Origin of the sequence: Pseudomonas sp. TH04, assembly GCF_016651355.1 — a bacterium.
Lineage (GTDB): Bacteria > Pseudomonadota > Gammaproteobacteria > Pseudomonadales > Pseudomonadaceae > Aquipseudomonas > Aquipseudomonas fluorescens.
The window spans coordinates 40,423-60,410 of the sequence record NZ_JAEKEA010000001.1; the positions used below are offsets into that span (position 1 = coordinate 40,423).

General features: G+C 59.3%; 18 protein-coding genes. 7 read left to right on the top strand and 11 right to left on the bottom strand.

Going from position 1 to position 19,988, the window contains the following annotated elements; genetic code table 11:
- Window positions 1-100: 100 nt before the first annotated feature.
- From gnd to JFT85_RS00135, 3 genes are read left to right on the top strand one after another with little or no spacing between them, the layout of a single operon-like run.
- On the top strand, window positions 101-1,084 hold the full coding sequence (gnd, locus tag JFT85_RS00125; protein ID WP_053256572.1) for a phosphogluconate dehydrogenase (NAD(+)-dependent, decarboxylating): 984 nt from the start codon (window positions 101-103) through the stop codon (window positions 1,082-1,084).
- The gene (gene zwf / locus JFT85_RS00130; RefSeq protein ID WP_053256571.1) at window positions 1,081-2,604 is read left to right on the top strand and encodes a glucose-6-phosphate dehydrogenase; all 1,524 of its coding nucleotides are present in this window, start codon (window positions 1,081-1,083) and stop codon (window positions 2,602-2,604) included. Before gnd ends, zwf begins: the two co-directional genes overlap by 4 nt.
- Window positions 2,601-3,425: a Cof-type HAD-IIB family hydrolase gene (locus JFT85_RS00135; protein ID WP_073638686.1), complete on the top strand. Its 825-nt coding sequence runs from the start codon at window positions 2,601-2,603 to the stop codon at window positions 3,423-3,425. Before zwf ends, JFT85_RS00135 begins: the two co-directional genes overlap by 4 nt.
- A 75-nt stretch (window positions 3,426-3,500) precedes the next feature.
- Here the strand turns inward: JFT85_RS00135 and JFT85_RS00140 are convergent, their stop codons facing one another.
- Window positions 3,501-3,761 carry a hypothetical protein gene (locus JFT85_RS00140; protein WP_053256569.1) on the bottom strand — a complete coding sequence of 87 codons (261 nt, stop codon included), beginning with the start codon at window positions 3,759-3,761 and terminating at the stop codon, window positions 3,501-3,503.
- Window positions 3,762-4,105: 344 nt separating this feature from the next.
- Between JFT85_RS00140 and JFT85_RS00145 the strand changes: the two genes are divergently transcribed.
- A complete protein-coding gene (locus JFT85_RS00145) occupies window positions 4,106-5,431 on the top strand; it encodes a sigma-54 dependent transcriptional regulator (protein ID WP_053256568.1) in 1,326 nt (441 codons plus the stop codon).
- A gap of 62 nt (window positions 5,432-5,493) precedes the next feature.
- On the opposite strand, the gene JFT85_RS00150 is transcribed toward JFT85_RS00145, so the two are convergent.
- The 7 genes from JFT85_RS00150 to JFT85_RS00180 all read right to left on the bottom strand — a co-directional run bounded on the left by JFT85_RS00150 (window position 5,494) and on the right by JFT85_RS00180 (window position 11,471).
- A complete protein-coding gene (locus tag JFT85_RS00150; protein ID WP_053256567.1) occupies window positions 5,494-6,804 on the bottom strand; it encodes a hypothetical protein in 1,311 nt (436 codons plus the stop codon).
- Between the two features lie 49 nt (window positions 6,805-6,853).
- Window positions 6,854-7,603: a hypothetical protein gene (locus JFT85_RS00155; protein ID WP_053256566.1), complete on the bottom strand. Its 750-nt coding sequence runs from the start codon at window positions 7,601-7,603 to the stop codon at window positions 6,854-6,856.
- A 37-nt stretch (window positions 7,604-7,640) separates the two neighbouring features.
- Entirely contained in the window at window positions 7,641-8,318 is a 678-nt protein-coding gene (locus JFT85_RS00160; RefSeq protein WP_053256565.1) for a C39 family peptidase, read from the bottom strand.
- Window positions 8,319-8,379: 61 nt separating this feature from the next.
- On the bottom strand, window positions 8,380-9,075 hold the full coding sequence (locus JFT85_RS00165) for a hypothetical protein (protein ID WP_053256564.1): 696 nt from the start codon (window positions 9,073-9,075) through the stop codon (window positions 8,380-8,382).
- Window positions 9,076-9,141: 66 nt separating this feature from the next.
- Entirely contained in the window at window positions 9,142-9,705 is a 564-nt protein-coding gene (locus tag JFT85_RS00170) for an adhesin (protein WP_069552779.1), read from the bottom strand.
- Window positions 9,702-10,157, bottom strand: a complete 456-nt coding sequence (locus tag JFT85_RS00175) for a hypothetical protein (protein WP_053256562.1) — start codon at window positions 10,155-10,157, stop codon at window positions 9,702-9,704. Before JFT85_RS00175 ends, JFT85_RS00170 begins: the two co-directional genes overlap by 4 nt.
- Before the next feature lie 318 nt (window positions 10,158-10,475).
- Window positions 10,476-11,471: a FecR family protein gene (locus JFT85_RS00180; protein ID WP_053256561.1), complete on the bottom strand. Its 996-nt coding sequence runs from the start codon at window positions 11,469-11,471 to the stop codon at window positions 10,476-10,478.
- 151 nt (window positions 11,472-11,622) lie between these two features.
- Here JFT85_RS00180 and JFT85_RS00185 point away from each other — a divergent pair, with 151 nt between their 5' ends.
- Entirely contained in the window at window positions 11,623-11,892 is a 270-nt protein-coding gene (locus JFT85_RS00185; protein WP_053256560.1) for a PepSY domain-containing protein, read from the top strand.
- 19 nt (window positions 11,893-11,911) lie between these two features.
- On the opposite strand, the gene JFT85_RS00190 is transcribed toward JFT85_RS00185, so the two are convergent.
- Window positions 11,912-17,056, bottom strand: a complete 5,145-nt coding sequence (locus tag JFT85_RS00190; protein WP_201228711.1) for a dermonecrotic toxin domain-containing protein — start codon at window positions 17,054-17,056, stop codon at window positions 11,912-11,914.
- 169 nt (window positions 17,057-17,225) lie between these two features.
- On the opposite strand from JFT85_RS00190, the gene JFT85_RS00195 reads away from it, so the two are divergent.
- Window positions 17,226-18,263: an Ldh family oxidoreductase gene (locus JFT85_RS00195; protein WP_201228713.1), complete on the top strand. Its 1,038-nt coding sequence runs from the start codon at window positions 17,226-17,228 to the stop codon at window positions 18,261-18,263.
- A 38-nt stretch (window positions 18,264-18,301) separates the two neighbouring features.
- On the opposite strand, the gene JFT85_RS00200 is transcribed toward JFT85_RS00195, so the two are convergent.
- Window positions 18,302-18,622 (bottom strand): DUF883 family protein, encoded by a 321-nt coding sequence (locus JFT85_RS00200; protein ID WP_032887039.1) that lies wholly within the window; start codon window positions 18,620-18,622, stop codon window positions 18,302-18,304.
- Window positions 18,623-18,786: 164 nt separating this feature from the next.
- Here JFT85_RS00200 and JFT85_RS00205 point away from each other — a divergent pair, with 164 nt between their 5' ends.
- Window positions 18,787-19,041, top strand: coding sequence for a hypothetical protein (locus JFT85_RS00205; RefSeq protein WP_003190904.1), 255 nt, complete (start codon window positions 18,787-18,789; stop codon window positions 19,039-19,041).
- Here the strand turns inward: JFT85_RS00205 and JFT85_RS00210 are convergent.
- Window positions 19,013-19,933, bottom strand: a complete 921-nt coding sequence (locus JFT85_RS00210; RefSeq protein WP_053256788.1) for a LysR family transcriptional regulator — start codon at window positions 19,931-19,933, stop codon at window positions 19,013-19,015. The two genes, JFT85_RS00205 and JFT85_RS00210, sit on opposite strands and share 29 nt — an antisense overlap.
- Window positions 19,934-19,988 lie beyond the last annotated feature (55 nt).

Genomic DNA, 19,988 nt, shown 5'->3' on the forward strand with positions numbered 1-19,988 from the left:
GTGATGAAACTACACGGATCCGCTCTGGACTAACCCTCAATAGGCTCATTGCGCTATAAACTATGTCACACATTTATTTAGTAGTTAGGAGCATCAGCACATGCAACTGGGGATTATCGGACTAGGCCGCATGGGCGGTAACATTGCGCGGCGCCTGATGCTCAATGGGCATACCACCGTTGTATACGACCGTAACGAAGCATTCGTCAAAGGCTTGAGCGAGGAGGGCGCCACCGGCGTTGCCGACTTGAAGGCGTTGGTCGCCGGGCTGCAAAAGCCACGCGCCGTGTGGGTGATGTTGCCGGCAGGCGCCCCCACCGAAGACACGATTAATCAATTGAGTGAGCTGCTTGAAGACGGTGACGTGATCATCGATGGCGGCAATACCATGTACAAAGATGACATCCGTCGCGCTCAAGCGTTGTCGGTGAAAGGTCTGCATTACGTCGACGTCGGCACCTCCGGTGGCGTCTGGGGGCTGGAGCGCGGCTATTGCATGATGATCGGTGGTGACGCCGAAACCGTGCAGCGTCTCGACCCGATCTTCGCCAGCCTGGCACCGGGCCTGGGCAACATCCCTCGCACCAAAGACCGTTCTGTCTCCGCCGACAGCCGCGCCGAGCAGGGTTACATTCATGCCGGCCCAGCTGGTTCCGGGCACTTTGTGAAGATGATTCACAACGGCATTGAGTACGGGATGATGCAGGCCTTTGCCGAAGGCTTCGACATCCTCAAGACTAAAAACTCCGACAACCTGCCGGAGCACGAGCGCTTCGACCTCAACGTTGCCGATATCGCCGAAGTGTGGCGCCGTGGCAGCGTGGTGTCGTCGTGGCTGTTGGACCTGACCGCTGACGCGCTGGCCACTGACCCGAAACTCGACGGTTACTCCGGCTCCGTGGCCGACAGTGGCGAAGGCCGCTGGACCATCGAAGCGGCGATGGAGCAAGCGGTGCCGGTACCGGTGCTGTCGACCTCGCTGTTCGCACGGTTCCGTTCCCGCCAGCAGAGCACCTACGGTGACAAAATGCTCTCTGCCATGCGCTTCGGCTTTGGCGGCCATGTGGAGACTTCCAAAAAATGACGGCTAACGGCAAGAAACTCAAGGCCGAACCTGCACCCCCAACCACACTGTTCCTGTTTGGCGCCCATGGCGACCTGGTCAAGCGCCTGCTCATGCCGGCGCTGTACAACCTGAGCCGCGACGGGCTGCTCGGCGACGGCCTGCGCATTGTCGGCGTTGACCACAATGCCATCAGCGACGCGGACTTTGCCAAGAAGCTCGAGGATTTCATTCGCACCGAGGCCGCGAGCAAGGTCAAGGGCAAGGGTGAAAATGCCCTTGACCCCGAACTGTGGGCCCAGTTGGCCAAAGGCATCAGCTACGTCGAGGGTGATTTCCTCGACGACAGCACCTATGCCGACATCGCCAACAAGATCGCCGACAGCGGCACCGGCAATGCGGTGTTTTACCTGGCCACTGCACCGCGCTTCTTCAGTGAAGTGGTGCAGCGCCTGGGCAGCGCCGGTCTGCTCGAGGAAAGCGATGAGGCCTTCCGCCGCGTGGTGATCGAAAAACCGTTCGGCTCCGACCTGGCAACCGCCGAAGCGCTGAACGCCTGCCTGCTCAAGGTGATGAGCGAGAAGCAGATCTATCGCATCGACCATTACCTGGGCAAGGAAACGGTGCAGAACATTTTGATCAGCCGTTTCTCCAACGTGCTGTTCGAAGCGTTCTGGAACAACCATTACATCGACCACGTGCAAATCACCGCGGCGGAAACCGTCGGTGTGGAAACCCGGGGTAATTTCTTCGAAAAAACCGGCACCCTGCGGGACATGGTGCCCAACCATCTGTTCCAGTTGCTGGCGATGGTGGCCATGGAGCCGCCCGCGGCGTTTGGCGCCGATGCAGTGCGCGGTGAAAAGGCCAAGGTCGTCGGCGCTATTCGCCCGTGGTCTTTGGAAGATGCCCGCGCCAACTCGGTACGCGGCCAGTACACCGCTGGCGCAATCGCTGGCAAGCAACTGCCCGGTTACCGCGAAGAAGCCAATGTCGCGCCCGACAGCAGCACCGAGACGTTCGTTGCGCTCAAGGTGATGATCGACAACTGGCGCTGGGTCGGCGTGCCGTTTTACCTGCGAACCGGCAAGCGCATGAGCATTCGCGACACGGAAATCGTGATCTGCTTCAAGCACGCACCGTATGCACAGTTCCGCGATACCGACGTGGATGAGCTCAAGCCCACCTACCTGAAAATCCAGATCCAGCCGAATGAAGGCATGTGGTTCGACCTGTTGGCGAAAAAGCCTGGGCCGACCCTGGAGATGGCTAATATCGAGTTGGGTTTCGACTACAAGGACTTCTTCGAAATGCAGCCATCGACCGGGTATGAAACCCTGATCTATGACTGCATGACCGGTGACCAGACCTTGTTCCAGCGCGCCGACAACATCGAAAATGGCTGGCGTGCGGTGCAGCCGTTCCTTGATGCCTGGAAGGAAGACAATGGTATCCAGACCTACAAGGCCGGTGAAGACGGCCCGGCAGCGGCCGACGCCTTACTGGCCCGAGATGGCCGCACCTGGCATAGCCTCGGATGAGTGACGCAGCGATTCATCCCATCCGTTTTATCCTCAGCGATGTGGACGGCACGTTGTTGCATCCGGACCACAGCCTGAGCCAGCGCACGGCGGATGCCATTCGCGCCTTGCGCGACGCCGGGGTGTTTTTCAGCCTGGCCAGTGGGCGGCCACCCAAGGCCATGCGGCACCTGATCGAAACCTTCGGCATTGATGTTCCGGTCGCCGGCTTTAATGGCGGCACGCTGATCAACCCGGATGGCAGCATCCTGGTTGCTCATCATCTGCCGATGGAGGCGGCGCTGGTGACCCTGGCGCTGTTTTCAGCAGAGCCGGACGTAGAGGTTTGGGTGTTTGCCGACGGTGATTGGCTGCGCCGTGACCGATCCGGGCCGATGGAGCAGCGTGAAGCCAATGGCCTCGGTTATGGGCCAGTGGTGGTGGAGAGTTTTGAGCCGTACCTGGATCGGGTCGACAAGATCGTCGCTGCCAGCAATAACACGCAGTTGCTGGTGACGCTCGAAGCTCAGTTGCAGCCCAGGGTGCACGGCTTGGCTCAGGTGTCGCGCTCGCAGCCGGTGTACCTGGACGTAACCGCCATGCTGGCCAACAAGGGCGAGGCCTTGAAGACCCTGGCGGCGCACCTTGGCGTGCCCATGGAGCAGACGGCGGCCATCGGCGACGGTGGCAATGACCCGGCAATGTTTCAGGTTGCCGGCTTGTCGATTGCCATGGGGCAGGCGGAAGAGGCGGTCAAGCGCCAGGCCAATGTAGTGACCGGCAGTAATATCGACAACGGTGCCGCAGAAGCGATCGAACGGTTTATTCTCGCGGCACAGTAAGCGTCCACTGTACGCTGACTGAATGTGCGCTCATTGTGGTGTGGTCATGCAATGAGCGCACGTTGCAGTCTCGATTTACTTCGGCATTGCCCACGACGTTAACTGATGGCCGTTTTTGTCGAGTTCAGCACGGGCTTGCAACAACAAATCTTCCAATTGCGCCGGGTCGGTATAAGTGCTCGACGTCAGGTGTTTGCTGCCGATACGGGTATTGGTACGGTCGATGACGCTCAGGCTGAGGGCGCCATTGCCATCGTGCCAGGCCACGCACTGAAAGGGTTGGAAAGCACGGTCTGCGATCAAAAGAGCTTCGTTGATGCGGAGCGGGGCGTTCATGTGGGTCTTCTCTCTAAATGCCCAATCAAGTGAATGCCGTCGGTTGGGCGAGCCAGGCGGCGAGTTACTTGTACTGATGCACGATGGCGGGGTACGGGTCACATCTTAGAACAACAAATTTCGACCTTTCGTGATTGACGTCATGTAAGCGACTGTTTTAACAGCCCAATCAACGTTCTCTTGGGTTGCAACTTTTTACCTGCAACCGCCGTGAGGTGGCTTTTTGCCAACACTTATAGCGAAACGGTACAAGAACAGCGTCAATATCTTGCTAGTGTTAGCGGCAGGTTTCACAAACCTTTGTTTATAAATAACTTTAACAATTTTGGCGCCAAGGAATAGTCATGGTTGTTACACCTGTTCAGCGACGCCTTTTGGTGGTTGACCCCTGCGATGACTGTCACGGCCTGTTGCCTGGCCTGCGCGCCGCCGGGTGGGAGGTGGACAGCTGCGCCCTGAGCGCCGTGGGTGATCGGTCGTGTGATGTGGGGCTGTTGCGTTTACAGCCCTTTCACCTGGAGCGTCCCGAAGCGGTCAAGGAACTGATCAGCCGCAGTGGCACCGAATGGATCGCCGTGCTCAGTCAGGATGTTTTGCGCCTGCAAAATGTCGGTGATTTTGTCTGTGAGTGGTTTTTTGACTTCCACACCTTGCCGTTTGATGTCGCGCGCGTGCAGGTCACCCTCGGGCGTGCGTTCGGTATGGCGCGCCTGCGGGGCAAAGGCCACACGCTGATTGATGCGCAGGAACATGAGTTGCTGGGTGACAGCCGACCGATCCGCGAGTTGCGCAAATTACTGGCCAAACTCGCGCCAACGGAGTCTCCCGTGTTGATTCGGGGCGAAAGCGGCACCGGCAAAGAGTTGGTGGCCAAGACGCTGCATCGTCAATCCCAGCGCCATGCCAAGCCGTTTGTCGCAATCAACTGCGGCGCGATTCCCGAGCACCTCATCCAGTCCGAACTGTTCGGCCATGAAAAAGGCGCGTTCACCGGTGCTCATCAGCGTAAGGTCGGGCGGATCGAGGCGGCCCACGGTGGCACCTTGTTTCTCGATGAAATTGGCGATTTGCCGATGGAATTGCAAGCCAATCTGTTGCGTTTTCTCCAGGAAAAACAGATCGAACGCGTTGGCGGCAGCCAGCCCATTGCAGTGGATGTGCGGGTGTTGGCAGCCACCCACGTTGATCTGGAAGCCGCGGTTGCAAAGGGCTCGTTTCGAGAAGACTTGTATTACCGGCTCAATGTCCTGCAGGTGGTGACTGCGCCCCTGCGTGAGCGACATGGCGACGTGGCCATGCTGGCCAATCACTTCTCGCGCTTCTACAGTCAGGAAACCGGGCGTCGGCCACGCAGTTTCAGCGAGGAGGCCCTCGTTGCAATGGGGCAACACCCGTGGCCGGGGAATGTGCGCGAGTTGGCCAACCGCGTGCGCCGTGGCCTGGTACTGGCAGAAGGGCGCCAGATCGAAGCCGTTGATCTGGGACTCCAAGACGAACCAGCAATCGTGCCGCCGATGGCTACACTGGAAGATTATAAGCACCGCGCCGAACGTCAGGCGTTGTGTGATGTGCTCAACCGGCACAGCGATAACCTGAGCATCGCGGCCCGCATGCTGGGCGTGTCCCGGCCGACGTTCTACCGGTTGCTGCACAAACACCAGATCCGCTAGGGCGGGTAAACCGAAAAGCCCCGCAACGACCCTTATCGTTGCGGGGCTTTTCCTTGCGGGCCTTAAAAGTAGTACGGGAATTTCAAGCTGAACGTAAAGTCCGGCGCATCATCCGTCATGCCGATGGACAGGTTCGGTACGATCGTCAGGTTTTCCGACGCGGCAATGGTCATGCCCACGTTGAAATAACCGGCGTTGGCGTCGCTGGATACCACCGATTGCCAGTCTTGGCCGGTCTGCTTGATCCTGCTCTTACGCTGCACCAGGTCCGACACGGAAAACGACATGCTCATTTTCTCGTTGAGCGCGAAAGCTACCCCTACGCCGAGTTGAAAGCTGTCGCCCAGGCTGATTTTGCCGGGGACTTTCTGATTGACGTTGGGGCTGATATCGCCGAACGACTCCTCGAAGTTATGGGTATACGACAGCGAACCGAACAGCACCGCCGGATCGAAGGTTTTCACCAGGGAGATGCCTGGCGTCACCGACCACACCCCGTTACCCGTCGGCAGGCTTTCCGGCACGGCCAGGTTATTGTTATTGGCTTGCTCGATCAGCTTGATGCCGTAGGGCTCCTGGCCAGTGGGGGCCTTGACGCGCACCGAAACCACAGCGTCCGGCAGGTTGGCAGTCTCATCGAGGAATTTGTAGGCAATCCCGAAGTTCACGTCGCCGATGGTCGGGTCTCGAGTGACGGAGGCTTCCGACATGGCGTTGGCGTCGCCGTTGACACCCCCCGACTGGTACGTCGATTCGCGGTAGACCACCGGTACGTTCAGGTCGAACTGCCAGCGATTGTCCAGGTTGTAGCGCCCGGTCAGGTCCAGCGTCCAACTGTCGGATTTGATCCGGTCCAGGTTGATATTCCCGAGGAAGATCGAGTCCAGTGCCAAAAAGCCGTTGAGCGATAACTGCCGGGCGTCGTAGCGGGCATAGGTGACGCCGGTCTCAAAGCTGAATTTGCCGTTGCCGAAAAAGCCGCTGGCCTCGTTATAGAGGTTGCTGACACTTTGTGCCGGCGCCGAGTCGTCCTTGAGACTTTGCCCGTAGGAACTGCCGCCGCCCGCGCCACCTGACGCCGCCGCAGCGCCCACTCCAGGCGTATGACCTGCCACGGTAGTGCCGCCTTTCTGGAAGTCGGCGGGGGACTTGGCCAAGCGTTTAGGCGCGGGCGTTGCGGGTTGGTCTTCTACTTGCCGTACACGTTGTTCCAGCACCGCCAGTGCTTTTTGCTGCACTTCATAGCGTTGCTTGAGCTCCAGAAGTTGCTGTTTTAAGGTTTCGATGTCGGCGTCCGGCGCGGCGTAGAGCATGGATGCCGGCAATAGCGTACTCAAACAAATCACGGTACGTAACGATAACGATCGATGCATGAAATAAGCCGTCCCTTTCTAATGCGTAAGTGCCGAGGCTCAGCGTAGTTCAATAACCTGAAGGGCGTAGGCCTTTGAGTTGATCGAGGTTAAGGTTCTGGGTGATGTTGTTTAATCCGTTGTTACCCAGCACCACGTTGAGTTGGGTCATATTGTTTACAAAGTTGCTGTTGCCTTGAATGACCGTGCCTTGCAGGACGTTGCCGCTGCCAATTTGCTGCACCACATTGCCCTGGTTGTTATTGGCCTGAAGTGCCATTTGCAGCCCGCCGTTCTTGGCCGATACCGTCACCTGGCCGGCAGCGGTGCCACCGCTGATGGTTTGGCCTGCCATTAGCGCTTGCCCTGATTGCACGTAGTTGGCGGGGGCCAAACCGTTTTGGGTGACGTTGATGTCCACGCCGTTGCTGGCGGTGTTGCCGTCGCCAGCGGCGCGTACGCTTTGCGTCACGCCCTGTCCCGTTCCGAGGCCGGAGCCGCCGATGACCGTGCCGGTGCCTTGAGGTTGCTTGACGATGCCGTTGCCGTCATTGCCGGTGACTTGCACATAAAACTGAGGGGTCACGGTGGACGAATTGACTTGCATATTGGCGGTGCCAGTGACGGTCGCACCGGCGGCATTGGTCCAGGTGCTGCTCATGACGATGCCAAAGCTGATAATCCGGCCCGGCATCACATAGCGTCCGCGCAGCTCGGCCATTTCCGAGTCTTTGAGTTCGATCGGCTTGAACGCCGAGGTCGCATAAGCAGGTGCAGAGGCTGCCAGGCACATCACCGTCAGCCAACGGAAAGTGTTCATCGTGTGCTCCTGGAGCGTCCTGCTCCTTATTGCGCCTCTAAAAGAAGTCGCTCTGGATAAAACCGAAGTCCATCAGTTCACTGTCGCGTACCGGGCTGAACTCGTTCAGTTGGTTCTTGGCGGTCAGTGGGGTGGGCGGGGTGAGCAGGGCGTTGGCCTTGTCATAGCCCTCACCGATGACGGCGAACACGATGCCGTTCCAACCCTTGACGAAATCGTCCTTGGCGTAACGCTTGTTGCCCAGCACGGGGTCGCCGATATAGGCCCAGTCCTTGTCAGCGCGTTGCAACACCACGAAGTGCTTGTAGCCGCGAATGTCCAACAGCACCACAACCGGCACTTTTACGGTGGTCAGTACCTCAGGTGTAATCCGGTAGCCCTTGGCGCGCATGTGGATGCTTTCCAGGTAGCGCTTCATGTCGAGCATGGAGAAACCTTGGGTGCGCACCAGATTCTGGTCAGCGTTGACCAGCATGCCCTTGATGACATGGTCTTCATCCACGTCCATCCAATAGGCTTGGCGCAGGATGGTCGCCAGTGCGGCGGCGCCACAGCTGAAATCGGTTTTCTGTTCCACCAGGTTGGCGAACTTGCGTTCACGGATGCTCTCGACTTTCTTGTAGACCACCGCGCCATTGGGCATGACCACTGCCATTTGCGCTGCCCAGGCAGGGCCGGTGAGTGCTAGCAGTAAAAGAAGGGCTGCGAAGCGCATGATCGTACGACCTGTTGGACGCTGGAATAAAAAGGGCCCTGTTGCCAGGGCCCGATCTGGATCAGAAGCGAGTGATTGCTACGTTGTTCTGACCTTGGTTGCCGCTGCCCGACAGAACGTTGGAGTTCGACACCCCAGAGCTGAAGTTCATCGAGTTGTTCACGCTGGCATTGTTGACCACGGGTTTGGTGCTCCAGCCGTGGCCGCTGCTCAGGTTGAGGGTCAGGTTGCCCGACACGTCCTGCACGCCGGTGACGGCTGCGGAGCCGCTGGAGCCATTGCCGGAGGCAATTGCAACACTGCTGCTGCCTTGGTTGGAGGTGCCTGCTTCGGAGTTCAGTTGAATGATGCCCGAAGCGTGGTTGCCGCTGTCGTTCAGAGAAGCATTGTTTTTAGTACCGCTGTTGAGCACCTTGTTACCGGTGTTCGATTGTGCGGTGCCGGTGCTGGCGAACACGAAGTCTGCGTCGCCGGAAACGATGGCCACATCGTTTTTGCCTTGGTTGTTGTCGCCGCTCAGCACGTTGCCGTTGGCCACGCCACTGATGTTGTTGTAGGAACCATTGGCCGACGCGTTGTTTTTGGTTTTTTCATTGGTGACCACGTTGCCGTGGTTGGATTGACCATCCAGCGTGGTCGCAGACGCGGTGGTAGGCGCTGGCTGTGGATAATGGTTGGGTTGACCCGCTTGAGCAGCAACAGCCATGAGCGCAGCGAGAGCGAAAGCCAGTGGTTTAAGAGCCATTGTAGTTTTCATGGTGTATCTCCTTGCTTCTATTAGTTGGTTAAGTGTTGGTGCGGTCCAGCGATCGACTCAGCTCCATCAGTTGAGTCGTAAGTTCAGGGTGTTAGCCACTCGGTTCCCCACCCCGGCGCTCTGGTTGACCTGTACCACTCCACGGCTGCCGGTGAAGGCCTGGTCGCTGGTAACGACCTGGCGGCTGCCAGTGGTAGGGGTCAACGCTGAGTCGGTTGCAAGCGCAACGGTCTGTTGCGACATGACGCTGTCGTCGATGCTTTGCGGGCCAGCACTCACGCTGATTCGCACGGCATTGATCATCTGGTTCTGGGCCCCGGCGGACTGGTTGACACTCAGTGCACCGTTGCCTTTGCTGAAAGAGTTGCCCTGGATCGCGGCGTTGGCGTTCAGGGAGCGGTCGGCTGCTGCGCCGCTGATTTTTTGTGTGACGGAAAGGTTTGCCTGCGCGTTGTGGCCGACTGCGATGGCGAGGTTGTTGCTCAGTTGTTGCTGGTCGCCGGCTGCCTGGTTGGTCGAGACCACACCGTCGTATTGGTTGCCGGAGTGGGTGATGGTTGCGTTGTTGTTGCTGTCGGCCATCGCCGCTGTGCAACTGAGCGCCGCAATAAGCATCCAGGAGTGGTTCATTTCATTGCCCCCCCGACCATGCCGCTGATGTTGTTCAGTGGGGCGAGGCCGCTGGATATCGCCCCATTGACCGTGCCGGAGATTCCGCTACCACTGTTGTGGCCGGCCGCGCTGCCGGCCCCCAGGCCAGTACTGCTGCCGAAGTTGTTCAGGCCAGTGATGTCGCCATTGGGCATGATGCTGCGTGTAATGCTTGAGCCACTGCTGATACCAGCGATGTCGTTGTCGCTGAGTTCATTGCTGGTGGCGTGCAGGATTTGCGCTGATGGGTTGGCATTCACGGTGGTGGGGTAGGGGTCTTTACCGCGTGAGCGGCCGATTGCATAAGGTTGGACCTGACGCTGGACCACGATCACACCATCACCGTCCGCAAAAGCCGGAAGGCTTGCGCTGGCACTCAGTACACAACTGATCAGCAGGAGGCTCAATGAGCTCGGATTATGTGTGTCCACGGCAGTGTTCCTTATTCTTAGCGCTGACCCTAAACAGCGCTGTAAGGGAGAGAGCAGAACGCGTGCCGCTTTTTATTTGTTGTGGGTATTCAGCGGGTTGTAATTAAACCGAGACCCTGGGATGGCTGGGGTGTTTCACCGTTGAGACAGTGCCCGCATGGCCGCCTATGCGCAGCCCCGCCTCAAGGCTGTCTCAGCGATGTAACAGTCGGCATGACAAAACGATGAATCCGCCCGGGGCGGGCGGTTCAGGCGAGAGAGGTGTTTCAAAAATGGACACTATGGGCGCGAACAGACCTGCAGGTGCAGGCGTAAGACTTAGCCTTTGGGGGTTTTGCGCGGGATCGAATTAAGTACGGGGTTGCCGTCCTGGTTCTGCGTCAGATAAACCGGCAAAACCTTGGGCAGGGAAGGGACGAGGTTGTTGACCTCATTGAGGTTGTAGATGCCGCCGATGCGAATCGCTCCGGTACTGGCGTCTGCCAGCATCACCGGTTTGTTCAGGTAGCGGTTGATCAGTGGCAATGCGTCGCTCAACGCCAGGTTGTCGAGCACCAGCTTGCCCTGGCGCCATGCCAGGCTTGCGTCGTTGGGGTGGATGGCGACGACTTGCGGGGCCGCCTCACCGTGGTGATAGCTGGCCTGCATGCCCGGGCTCAGCGCAACGCTGGCGTGGGCCTGGTCGCTGGACACCTGCACCGAGCCTTCAAGCAACATCACCCGTACCTGGTCTTCATACTTCCAGACGTTGAATTGGGTGCCTGTGACCCGCACCTGCCCCTCGCCAGCCCGCACAATAAACGGGTGCCTGCTGTCATGGGCAACGTTGAAAAAAGCCTCGCCCTTTTTCAAGGTGACCCGGCGTTGGTCCTTGTAGTTGCTGAACACCAGCTCGGTGCCCAGGTTCAACTCGACCTGGCTGCCATCGCCGAGCGTCACCTTGCGTTGCTCATGGCTGGCTTCGACACGTTCATAGGCATTGGGCACCCAACCCGCTTCCCAACCGGTGAAGGCGGCAAGCGGCAAAGCGCCGAGGCAGACCGCGGCAGCCACCGCGTAAGTGCGCAAGCGACGACGCGGCGTGGGCGGCAGCACAACCGGCGCCGGTTCATGGCGCGGCAAGTGATCGGCGACATCCCAGATTTCCAGCATGGCCGCGTATTCAAAGGCGTGCAGTGGATGAGCATCGTGCCATTGCACAAAAGCCTGACGCTCGGCCGCCGTGCAATCACTGGCATGCAGTCGCATGCACCAATGCGCGGCGGCGTCGGTGATGGCGTCATATTCGGCTTCTGAAAGGGGCTTGTCGCTCATGGGCTCATCCTGATTTCGCCCATTCTAACCTCTGGAGGCAGACGGCGAGAACCGCAGTCATGGCGATTGCACATCAATTGGAACTTATTCTCGTTTGTAACCCTCAGAAAATACAGGACACGAGTCCGTCATCCCCCAATGGAGAACGAACATGCTCAAGAAAACCGTAGTCGCCCTGTGTGCAACCACCGCCCTGTTGAGTGCCGGCGCGGCCCTTGCCGATAAGCCGGGGGCCGGCTGGATTCCGATCGAAAAGGCCATTGAGACTGCCAAGACCAAAGCCGCGTATGTCGAGGTCTATAGCGCCGAAGCCGATGACAATGGCTACTGGGAAGTCAAAGGGCGCAAATCCGATGGCAGCGTCTACGAAGCACGTATCGACGGTGTGTCCGGCAACATCCTGCGTGACCAGAAAGACTGACGTCACCTGCGGGGGCCGCTCAGGCCCCCGGCTCCAAAACACGGCCCAGCTGCGTTATCAGGTAGGTGACTGAGTCGGCGTTAGCCAAGATGGTGTCAATGCGTTTGTCGGGGTTGCTCATGAACACCTGCCGAGCGTCGTCGAGGTTATTCGCACCCGTGATGCTAAGCACTTTACGTTTGACGTGATGGGTGTCGGTGTCATGCCCGTAGTCTTCCCACGATGCGGTCAAATCATCCCAGGTCTTGAACAGCATGGTTGCCGGCGTCAACGTCGACAATGCAGTCCTGCGTATGTCCTCCAGGTCGGTTTTCAGCGCTTGAGCACCAGGCCTGCGTGTATTCAACAGATCAGGGAACGGTCGCATGCTGTCAAGGTAGGCAATGTCGGCAGTCTTGGTCTTCAAATGTGTCAACTCGTGTATCAGGATACTGGCTCTGGCGTGGGCGGAGATATCGAAGGGCGCGTTCAGGCGATTCTGGTAAGCATCCAGATCCGGATCAAAGAAACGATCGAGCAGATACAGCTTATGTTCTCTGTCTCCGTCGAGCACAAAGGCGTAGGTGGCGGCCGGATTCAAGCGGCTGGTGCCGCTGACAAACCGTCTGGAATCGGGGCCGGTCAAGCTGGGGTCGCTTAACTCATCCAGTATCCCGTCAACTATCCTCTCGATCCTTTGTACTTGATCAGGGGTCAGGCTGATGACACCGAACATCTCACCGAAAAAAAGGCCGACCTGGCTATCAGGGTCGAGGGAATTTGAAAACTGAGCGATGTTGCGCTTGCAAGTGACGGCGTAGTAAGTCGCCACGTTCAGCGCCTCATTGATGACTTGGGCCTTCCAACTGGAGAGCGCAGCAATGTCGCGGATACCCGTCGCTTGGATATTGATCGCCTCCCGTTCGCTGGCGCGTGCTCTCATGCGCGACAGGGTTTTGCCGAAGCGTGGGTTGTGACGACTCAGATCTAATACCCATTCGCCGCGTGAGTTGAGCCCTACATAGGGCCCCGACAGATCGTCGTTGGCCAGGCGCCAGCGTTGGGCGGTTTTCTTGACTGAATACACTTTGCCGTCCAGCGGGACGTAATTCTTCAAGGTTTTCTGGTCTTTATAAACATCGGTGACGGTGCTTTTTTCAAGGTCTTTCAAGGCCACATCGTGGCCCTCGAAAGGCTGCATCCGCGTACGTGAGGCAGCGGTGATATCCAGGCTGGCGAGTGTGGTGGCGGCGGGTAACGTTTCACTCGACAGTTCGGCCTCTGGCACCTCTTGTGCCGTCGGCGGCGGGCGCTCGGAGCCCTCAAGTTCACTGCGCAGGCCGGCCATTTCAGCCACCCCGCAAATAAAATCTTTCATGGCCGCCTTCCAATGGTGCAGCTGCAGCGCTTCGGCGGAGCGCTTGAACAGCGTGTAGCTACGCCAAACCACCAGCGGATAGGCGAGCTTTCCCGCCATGAACTGCACGGCGGTGCCAATGTCCTTGCGCAGCAGGCTGATGACGCTGTCCCATAGCGGCTTGGCGCCTTTCTCGAATTGGCAGGCAACCACCTTGAGCAGGAACTGCTTGGTTTCATCGAACAGGTAATGCAGGGCGTTGCCTGCGACGGCAGACAAGCCGAGACGGATCTCAAATGGGCGATGATGGTTGTTTTGCAGCAGGTTGCGATAAGTTGCCTGATGTGGTGCTTCCACGTGTGTGAGGACCCAGTCCTGAAGCGCTCCCGGTCTTGCTAATTCATCCAGCAGCGATTGCTCGTTCGAGTATTCCTTGAGTGCATGGTTTTCGTAGAAGGGCGCGTACAGCACCACCGTGCCAGACGCGCCTGCGTCCGAGCTTATCAGGTACATTCCGAGCACGTTGACAGTGCTGGCACCCTCGGTCGCCATCAGCCCCAAAGGGCTGATCATGGCTGACGCACCCGCGAGCGATGCGCGTGCCAGAGCGTCAGGCATGTCGAATACCTGTTGGACCAGGCTCAGTGCCTGCGCAGAAAGACGCTCGCGCAGTTTTTGCTCGTGGGCGTATTGCAAGGTTTGCCACGGCAGTTGCCGGCAGAACCGGCGCCTGCGTGTGCGGCCCTCATCAGCTTGGGTGTTCAAGTGGTCTTGCAACCGCGTCTGGTAAGCGGTTTTCAGGTCCAGCTGCCGGACCATTTGCACCACGGTACTTGCATCCAGTGAGCTCGGCAGGGACGTGGCGGTGCGTGAGCGTGGGCGGATGCTTGCGGCCTCCAGGTCTGGCCAGTGCCGCAAGGCAAAGTCGGTCAGGGTGAAATCATGGATGCCAAGCGCCTGGTGAACAGGAATCAGAATGTCATCGGGGTTGAGGGCCTGGCCGGGAAAGCGTGCCAGCAGTAACGCCTGAAGCGTTGTGAACGCGTGTTCGCGCACGGGCGTGATGCCATGCAGATAGTCTTCCTCATCCGGCGCACTGTCGTGGTATTGCTGGAGCAGCTCCGCCTGATGGCGTTGGTCCTCGGGCGGGGCCATGCCCAACCAGACCGGCAGCGCCTGCTGGTTAATCACGGCGCGGGCGATCGCGCTGGCCCTTGCAAGGTTGGTCGGCGCGGCATGTTCTATGACGGTATCCAGGCGGTCCTGCAAGGCCCGGGCGGGCAACTTCATGGCGAGCAGCTGATCGACGCCGTCCATGACATAGTCGCTGTGGGTTTGCAGGCGATTATTCAGCACATTTTCGTCAATGCGTTGCAGTGCGCCCCATCGATAAACCTGATGAGGAATGCGCACGGAGGGTGGCAGGTTTTCCAGCAGACTCAAGCGCTTGATCGGATGTTCCAGGCGTCGCGTTATGGCTTCGCGCAAGGCGTTAACCGAGGCAAAAGCCTCATGTCCGCGCCGGGGCGTCCAGAGCAGCGCCCTGCCGGAGCGCTGTGGGTCTAGACCGCCGCGCTCAGTCAGTACAAACAGGTTCGCGAGGGGCTGGAGTGTCGCCGACGTGCCGATGCCAAGCGCCAAGGCGTAGGCATCCGGGATAAAACCGTGAATGCCATGCCGGGTCAGGCGTGTAAGGCTTTCAGGCGTGAGCACGGTGTCCAGCACGGCGTGATCCAGGGCACTCAGGGTTTTACCCAGCAACCTCAGTTCGGCCTCACTGCGCAGCCCGTGCAGCATCGAGTGAGCCTGTTTGTCGCGGGTATTACGGTAAAACAGGCGCGGGAGTTCTCGCATTGAGTGGCTGGAAAACACCTTGAGTACTTTATCCATAATCGAATTGAAGGTTTTCAGCGTCATGCTGTGCAGTTGATTGGCACTGCCCTGGTCACGTTTGCCGTAAAACCAGGTTCTGGACGAAGTCGCGAGAGGTCCGGTGTCAAGGCTCAGGCGCTCGATAAAGTGTTCAACCATGCTCAGGGAAGACACGGGCAGGCGGTCTTCACGCTCTTGGGCGCGAGTGGCGTAGGTGTTTATAAAGACCGCCTCTGCGCTGAGGTCCTGTTGCTGTAAGAGCAGTTCCGCGTTCAAGGCGTGGGTGACCATGCTGCGTAATGTCGGGTGCTTTTTGCGCTCCATGGCCAGGGCATCCGCGGTAACCCTCAGGCGTTGCAGTTGCAGTTTGGCGCGCTCTGCCTGCACCGTCGAAGGGCGGTCATTGCCGCTGGTGACAGGGTGGAGGGTCCAGCGACCATCGGCATCCAAGGCTGCCAATCGATCGTCGAGCATGGCGCGTATATCCAGTGCGCTATCGAGCAGGGCCGCCAGGTCGACCTGCCCATCACTGAGCCGGAACAGCCCCAGGGCGTGGTTCATATTGCTGATTTGCTTGAGCGCAATGTCGTCGATCAGGTCGGAAAAAACGTCGCCCGTTACGGGGCGCGAAGCAATGTTTACCTGGTCCAGGCCAATAAACGTGTTGCGCTCATCCAGGGACAGGAAGTTGAGTAGCTCGTCCTCATGCCCAGCGGCCTTGAGCATGCTCAATAACGTATCTTTCAAGTCATCCAGGTCTTCGAGCACCTGCAGCCCGCGAGATTGCGTGTAGAGGTAGGCGCGGCTTTCGCTGATCATCAGTGTGCTGGCCAGCTCTACGTAGTGCTGGTAGGGCGCGTAGATGCGCACTTTTTCCACACTCAGGGTCGCCGAGTAGGCGCCGCGAGCGCTCTGGTCGCTAAGGAATAATGCCTGGAGCCGATGGCTTTCGTCGGCGCTGATAATCTTTTGCTGGCGCTTGAGCAGTGCCTCGATGCGAAACTTCTCTGCCATGACGTGCGCGAAAAGATCCCGGCGTGAAGTCCCGTTGTCGATGTCCTCGTTCCAGTAAGTTTGCAGCAGGCTCTCCAGCAGTTTGGACAGGATGCTGGAGGCCTGTTCGGTCAGCGTTTCCCAGTGCTGATGATCTTGCTCCAACTGGGCCAGGGTGAAGGCGGTGGTGACATGTTTGGGGTTAACGAACTCGCGGGTTTGCGCCTTGGGCCAGGCGTGTCGCACATAGAACTGTAAGAGCGCTTCGCTTAATGGCACGGAGCCGACCCAGCGTCGATCAGTGTTCGGCGGGGTGTTGATAAAGCAGTTCACCTGCGTATCGCGTTGATCCAGGCCTGGAAAAAAAGCCCGCGCCATGATCCCGAGCACTGTGTCGAGCATGCTCGCCAGGGTGGGCGTTTTTTGCAGGTGCTCAAACATGGTGTGTACGTTGGCTTGCTGACACGCCTGCAGGAGCCGCTCCTGGTCTTCCATCACGGCGCCTTCGATGATCTCGGTGGTCAAGGTCATGGCCGTGCCAACGGGCAGTGCGTTGCGCTGGGCAATCGAGACGAACTTCAGCAAGTCCACGCGCTGCAGCGGGTCGGCCAACGCCGCGCTGACGTCGGCGAGCAGCGAGGCATGGCTGTCAGCGACCTGAATGCCGCCATAGGGCGTGTAGAGCAGAGCCTTGGCACCGTCCGGGCTCGGACTCATCAGGAAAGCGCCGGCGATGGGAACCGGGGGTTGCCCCGAGACGTGGATCAGCAACCTTTCGACACGCATGGGATGGCTTTGCAGGCGGGTATCCTGTCGGGCCGTATCATTGGCGTAGTACAGCGTATGCAGCCAATCAAGGTCCTTGACGGTGAGCCCCAGCGCACGCTCCCGCTCGCTGGGTGTTTTGCGGCTAAGGGGCAGCAGGAACTCGTCAAAGAAATACGCTGGGGTAACGCGCACCATGGTCTGTCTCCTTTGTGGACGGGAGATCACAGGGTAAGTACGCGTCAGCGCCGAGCGGGGGTACATAATCAGCCCCGCACAAGTTGACAGCAGGCGGCGTGCGTGGTGTTTAATCAACCGCCTGAATGTTCATTCGTTGCCCCTTCCAATCATAAAAACGGAGCTTCAAATGTCTGCGCAGTCTCCGACAGTTGCCACGGCATCCACCTCAATCGGCTTCTCTGAGCTGGTGGCATTGCTACAACGGATTTTTATCAGGCATGGCACATCCCCGCAGGTGGCTGCCATCCTGGCGCACAACTGCGCCAGTGCTGAACGTGACGGTGCCCACAGTCATGGCATTTTCCGCATCCCTGGGTACCTGAGCACGCTGGCCAGCGGCTGGGTTGACGGCCAAGCCGTGCCGGTGGTCGCGGACGTCGCGTCCGGTTGCGTGCGGGTCGACGCCTGCAACGGCTTCGCCCAACCGGCGCTGGCAGCGGCCCGTTCACAGCTGGTAGCCAAGGCCCGCAGCGCCGGCATCGCATTGCTGGCTATTCACAACTCCCATCATTTCGCCGCGTTGTGGCCGGATGTCGAACCCTTCGCCGAAGAAGGGCTGGTGGCGCTGAGCGTGGTCAATAGCATGACCTGCGTGGTGCCCCATGGCGCCGATCGGCCGCTGTTCGGCACCAACCCGATTGCGTTTGCCGCACCCCGGGCGGACGGCGCGCCTATCGTGTTTGACCTCGCCACCAGTGCCATCGCCCACGGTGACGTGCAGATTGCCGCACGCAAGGGCGAGCGCCTTGCGCCGGGTATGGGCGTCGACAGCCTGGGCCAGCCGACCCAGGACCCCAAGGCCATTCTCGAGGGCGGAGCGTTGTTGCCGTTTGGCGGCCATAAAGGTTCGGCGCTGTCGATGATGGTCGAGTTGTTGGCGGCGGCACTCACCGGGGGCAACTTCTCGTTTGAATTCAATTGGTCGGATCACCCGGGCGCGCGCACGCCCTGGACCGGGCAGTTACTGATCCTGATCGACCCGAGCAAAACCGCCGGGCAACACTTCGCCGAGCGCAGCCAGGAGCTGGTGCGGCAGATGCATGCGGCGGGATTACGGCGGTTACCAGGGGATCGACGTCATCGCACACGGGCGAAGTCGCAGGAAACAGGTATTGAGCTTGACGCGAAGGACCTTCGGCAGTTGCAGGCATTAGCCGAGGGTTAAAAAAGGGGGCCGCTGCCTCAGGCAGCAGCCCCCGTCACTCAGTTGCGGCGACCGAGCAGCAGGCCGACCACCAGGCCAAAGCCTGCGGAAATCGCCACGGTCTGCCATGGATGGCCGCCGATGTAGGTTTCGGTGGCATCGACCACAGGCTTGCTGCGCTCGCGCACGTTGGACACCGAGTCCAGCGCTTGCTTGAGCTTGATGGCAACCTGCTCGCGCAAGGTTTCGCCTTCTTCGCCCACCAGGGCGGCGCTGCTCTTGAGCAGTTTGTCCGATTCTTCGATCAGCGCCGTCAGTTCACTGAAGGCTTGATCCTTGATTTGGTCTTCGACAGCTTGGGCGGCAGTTTTGCGGGCCATTGTGTGACTCCTTGCAGGTGAATGTGACAGTGAACAATGGAGTGTCGGGTGGCGGCAAAAGTTGCAGTTTTTTTGCCGGTAGCGTGGTCCCGAGCAAAATCCGAATCTGGAAGTTTCGACCTACCGTGTAAGATGTCACCTATTTGTGCAGCAGGTAATTCAACATGAGCTTCAATCTGGCCAACAAAACCCTCGCCGAACGCGCCGAGCTGGAAGATGAAAAGTCCCGCCTCTACGACCTGTGGCAAACCAACCTGGGCAAGGCCAAAGGCGAAGCGGCACGCTTGTTCGGCGAGCGCGCCAAGCGCAAGGGCAAGTGGGCTGAGTGGGTGCGTGCGGAACTCGACGGCATGTCGCCGCCGGAGTTTTCCAACATGGTACGCAGCGAAGTCAACAAGCTGATGGCTGCGGCCAAGTAAAGCACGCCACAATCGCCTCACGGACTTTAAGCAGCACCGGATCAAGCTGGGACTGGGTGCGCCAGCCCAGTTCCACCGGGTAGCGCGGCAATGCCAGCGGGCAGGGCAGCACGCGCAAACCGGTCATCTGCGCAATGGCCTCGGCGGCATGCCCGGGAATCGTCGCCAGCGCCTGGCTGCCCTTGAGCAAGTACGGCAGCGCGGCAAAATGGCTGGTGGATGCGCACACTTGGCGGCTCAGCCCTTGCGCCGCCAAACCTTCGTCGGTAATCCCGATAAACCCGCCCGACGACACCAGCACATGCTCGCGCGTGACGAATTCTTCCAAGGTGATGCCGTGCTGGCCTGGCGTCAGGCTTTGCGGGTCTATCAGGCAGCGGTAATCCCCGTCTCCCAGCACGTGCCGGCTCAGCCGGCGCTCGGCAAAGCCGCCAGCGGTAATCGCCAGGTCCAGGGTGCGGTCGAGCAGGGCGGCGGCGACGATTTGGCTATGGGTCTGGCGGAAAATCACCCGCAGTTTCGGCGCGCGTTGCGCTATTTCCGCCATCAGCCGACGGCCATGGGCGATCTCGAAATCATCGGACAAACCCAGCACCACCGACCGGCCCTGGTAGTTGGGATGGGTCGGATGGGTCATCGCCAGGCTCTGCCGACAGCGGTCCAGGGCCTCGCTGATGACCGGCTTCAGCTGATTGGCCCGCAAGGTTGGCGCCAAGCCCCGGCCGGTGCGCACGAACAGCTGATCGCCATACATTTCGCGTAGGCGCCGCAACCCCGCACTGATCGCCGACTGGGTAACACCCAGGCGCAATGCCGCGCGGCTGGCGCTCGACTCGTCGTGCAGGGCTTCGAAGGTTTTCAGCAGGTTCAGGTCAACCTGGGCGATATTCATCTGGTTCATATCATTCAGCACTGAAGTAGGCTTTATTCATGATCCAGGCTGGCCG

Bases quoted from the DNA above. Each gene is read 5' to 3' on its own strand.
- gnd (WP_053256572.1), top strand. From the start codon at position 101: ATGCAACTGGGGATTATCGGACTAGGCCGCATGGGCGGTAACATTGCG.
- JFT85_RS00210 (WP_053256788.1), bottom strand. From the start codon at position 19,933: ATGAATATCGCCCAGGTTGACCTGAACCTGCTGAAAACCTTCGAAGCC.
- JFT85_RS00165 (WP_053256564.1), bottom strand. From the start codon at position 9,075: ATGAAAACTACAATGGCTCTTAAACCACTGGCTTTCGCTCTCGCTGCG.
- JFT85_RS00195 (WP_201228713.1), top strand. From the start codon at position 17,226: ATGTCTGCGCAGTCTCCGACAGTTGCCACGGCATCCACCTCAATCGGC.
- JFT85_RS00185 (WP_053256560.1), top strand. From the start codon at position 11,623: ATGCTCAAGAAAACCGTAGTCGCCCTGTGTGCAACCACCGCCCTGTTG.
- JFT85_RS00170 (WP_069552779.1), bottom strand. From the start codon at position 9,705: ATGAACCACTCCTGGATGCTTATTGCGGCGCTCAGTTGCACAGCGGCG.
- JFT85_RS00145 (WP_053256568.1), top strand. From the start codon at position 4,106: ATGGTTGTTACACCTGTTCAGCGACGCCTTTTGGTGGTTGACCCCTGC.
- JFT85_RS00180 (WP_053256561.1), bottom strand. From the start codon at position 11,471: ATGAGCGACAAGCCCCTTTCAGAAGCCGAATATGACGCCATCACCGAC.
- JFT85_RS00140 (WP_053256569.1), bottom strand. From the start codon at position 3,761: ATGAACGCCCCGCTCCGCATCAACGAAGCTCTTTTGATCGCAGACCGT.
- JFT85_RS00200 (WP_032887039.1), bottom strand. From the start codon at position 18,622: ATGGCCCGCAAAACTGCCGCCCAAGCTGTCGAAGACCAAATCAAGGAT.
- JFT85_RS00155 (WP_053256566.1), bottom strand. From the start codon at position 7,603: ATGAACACTTTCCGTTGGCTGACGGTGATGTGCCTGGCAGCCTCTGCA.
- zwf (WP_053256571.1), top strand. From the start codon at position 1,081: ATGACGGCTAACGGCAAGAAACTCAAGGCCGAACCTGCACCCCCAACC.
- JFT85_RS00205 (WP_003190904.1), top strand. From the start codon at position 18,787: ATGAGCTTCAATCTGGCCAACAAAACCCTCGCCGAACGCGCCGAGCTG.
- JFT85_RS00160 (WP_053256565.1), bottom strand. From the start codon at position 8,318: ATGCGCTTCGCAGCCCTTCTTTTACTGCTAGCACTCACCGGCCCTGCC.
- JFT85_RS00150 (WP_053256567.1), bottom strand. From the start codon at position 6,804: ATGCATCGATCGTTATCGTTACGTACCGTGATTTGTTTGAGTACGCTA.
- JFT85_RS00190 (WP_201228711.1), bottom strand. From the start codon at position 17,056: ATGGTGCGCGTTACCCCAGCGTATTTCTTTGACGAGTTCCTGCTGCCC.
- JFT85_RS00135 (WP_073638686.1), top strand. From the start codon at position 2,601: ATGAGTGACGCAGCGATTCATCCCATCCGTTTTATCCTCAGCGATGTG.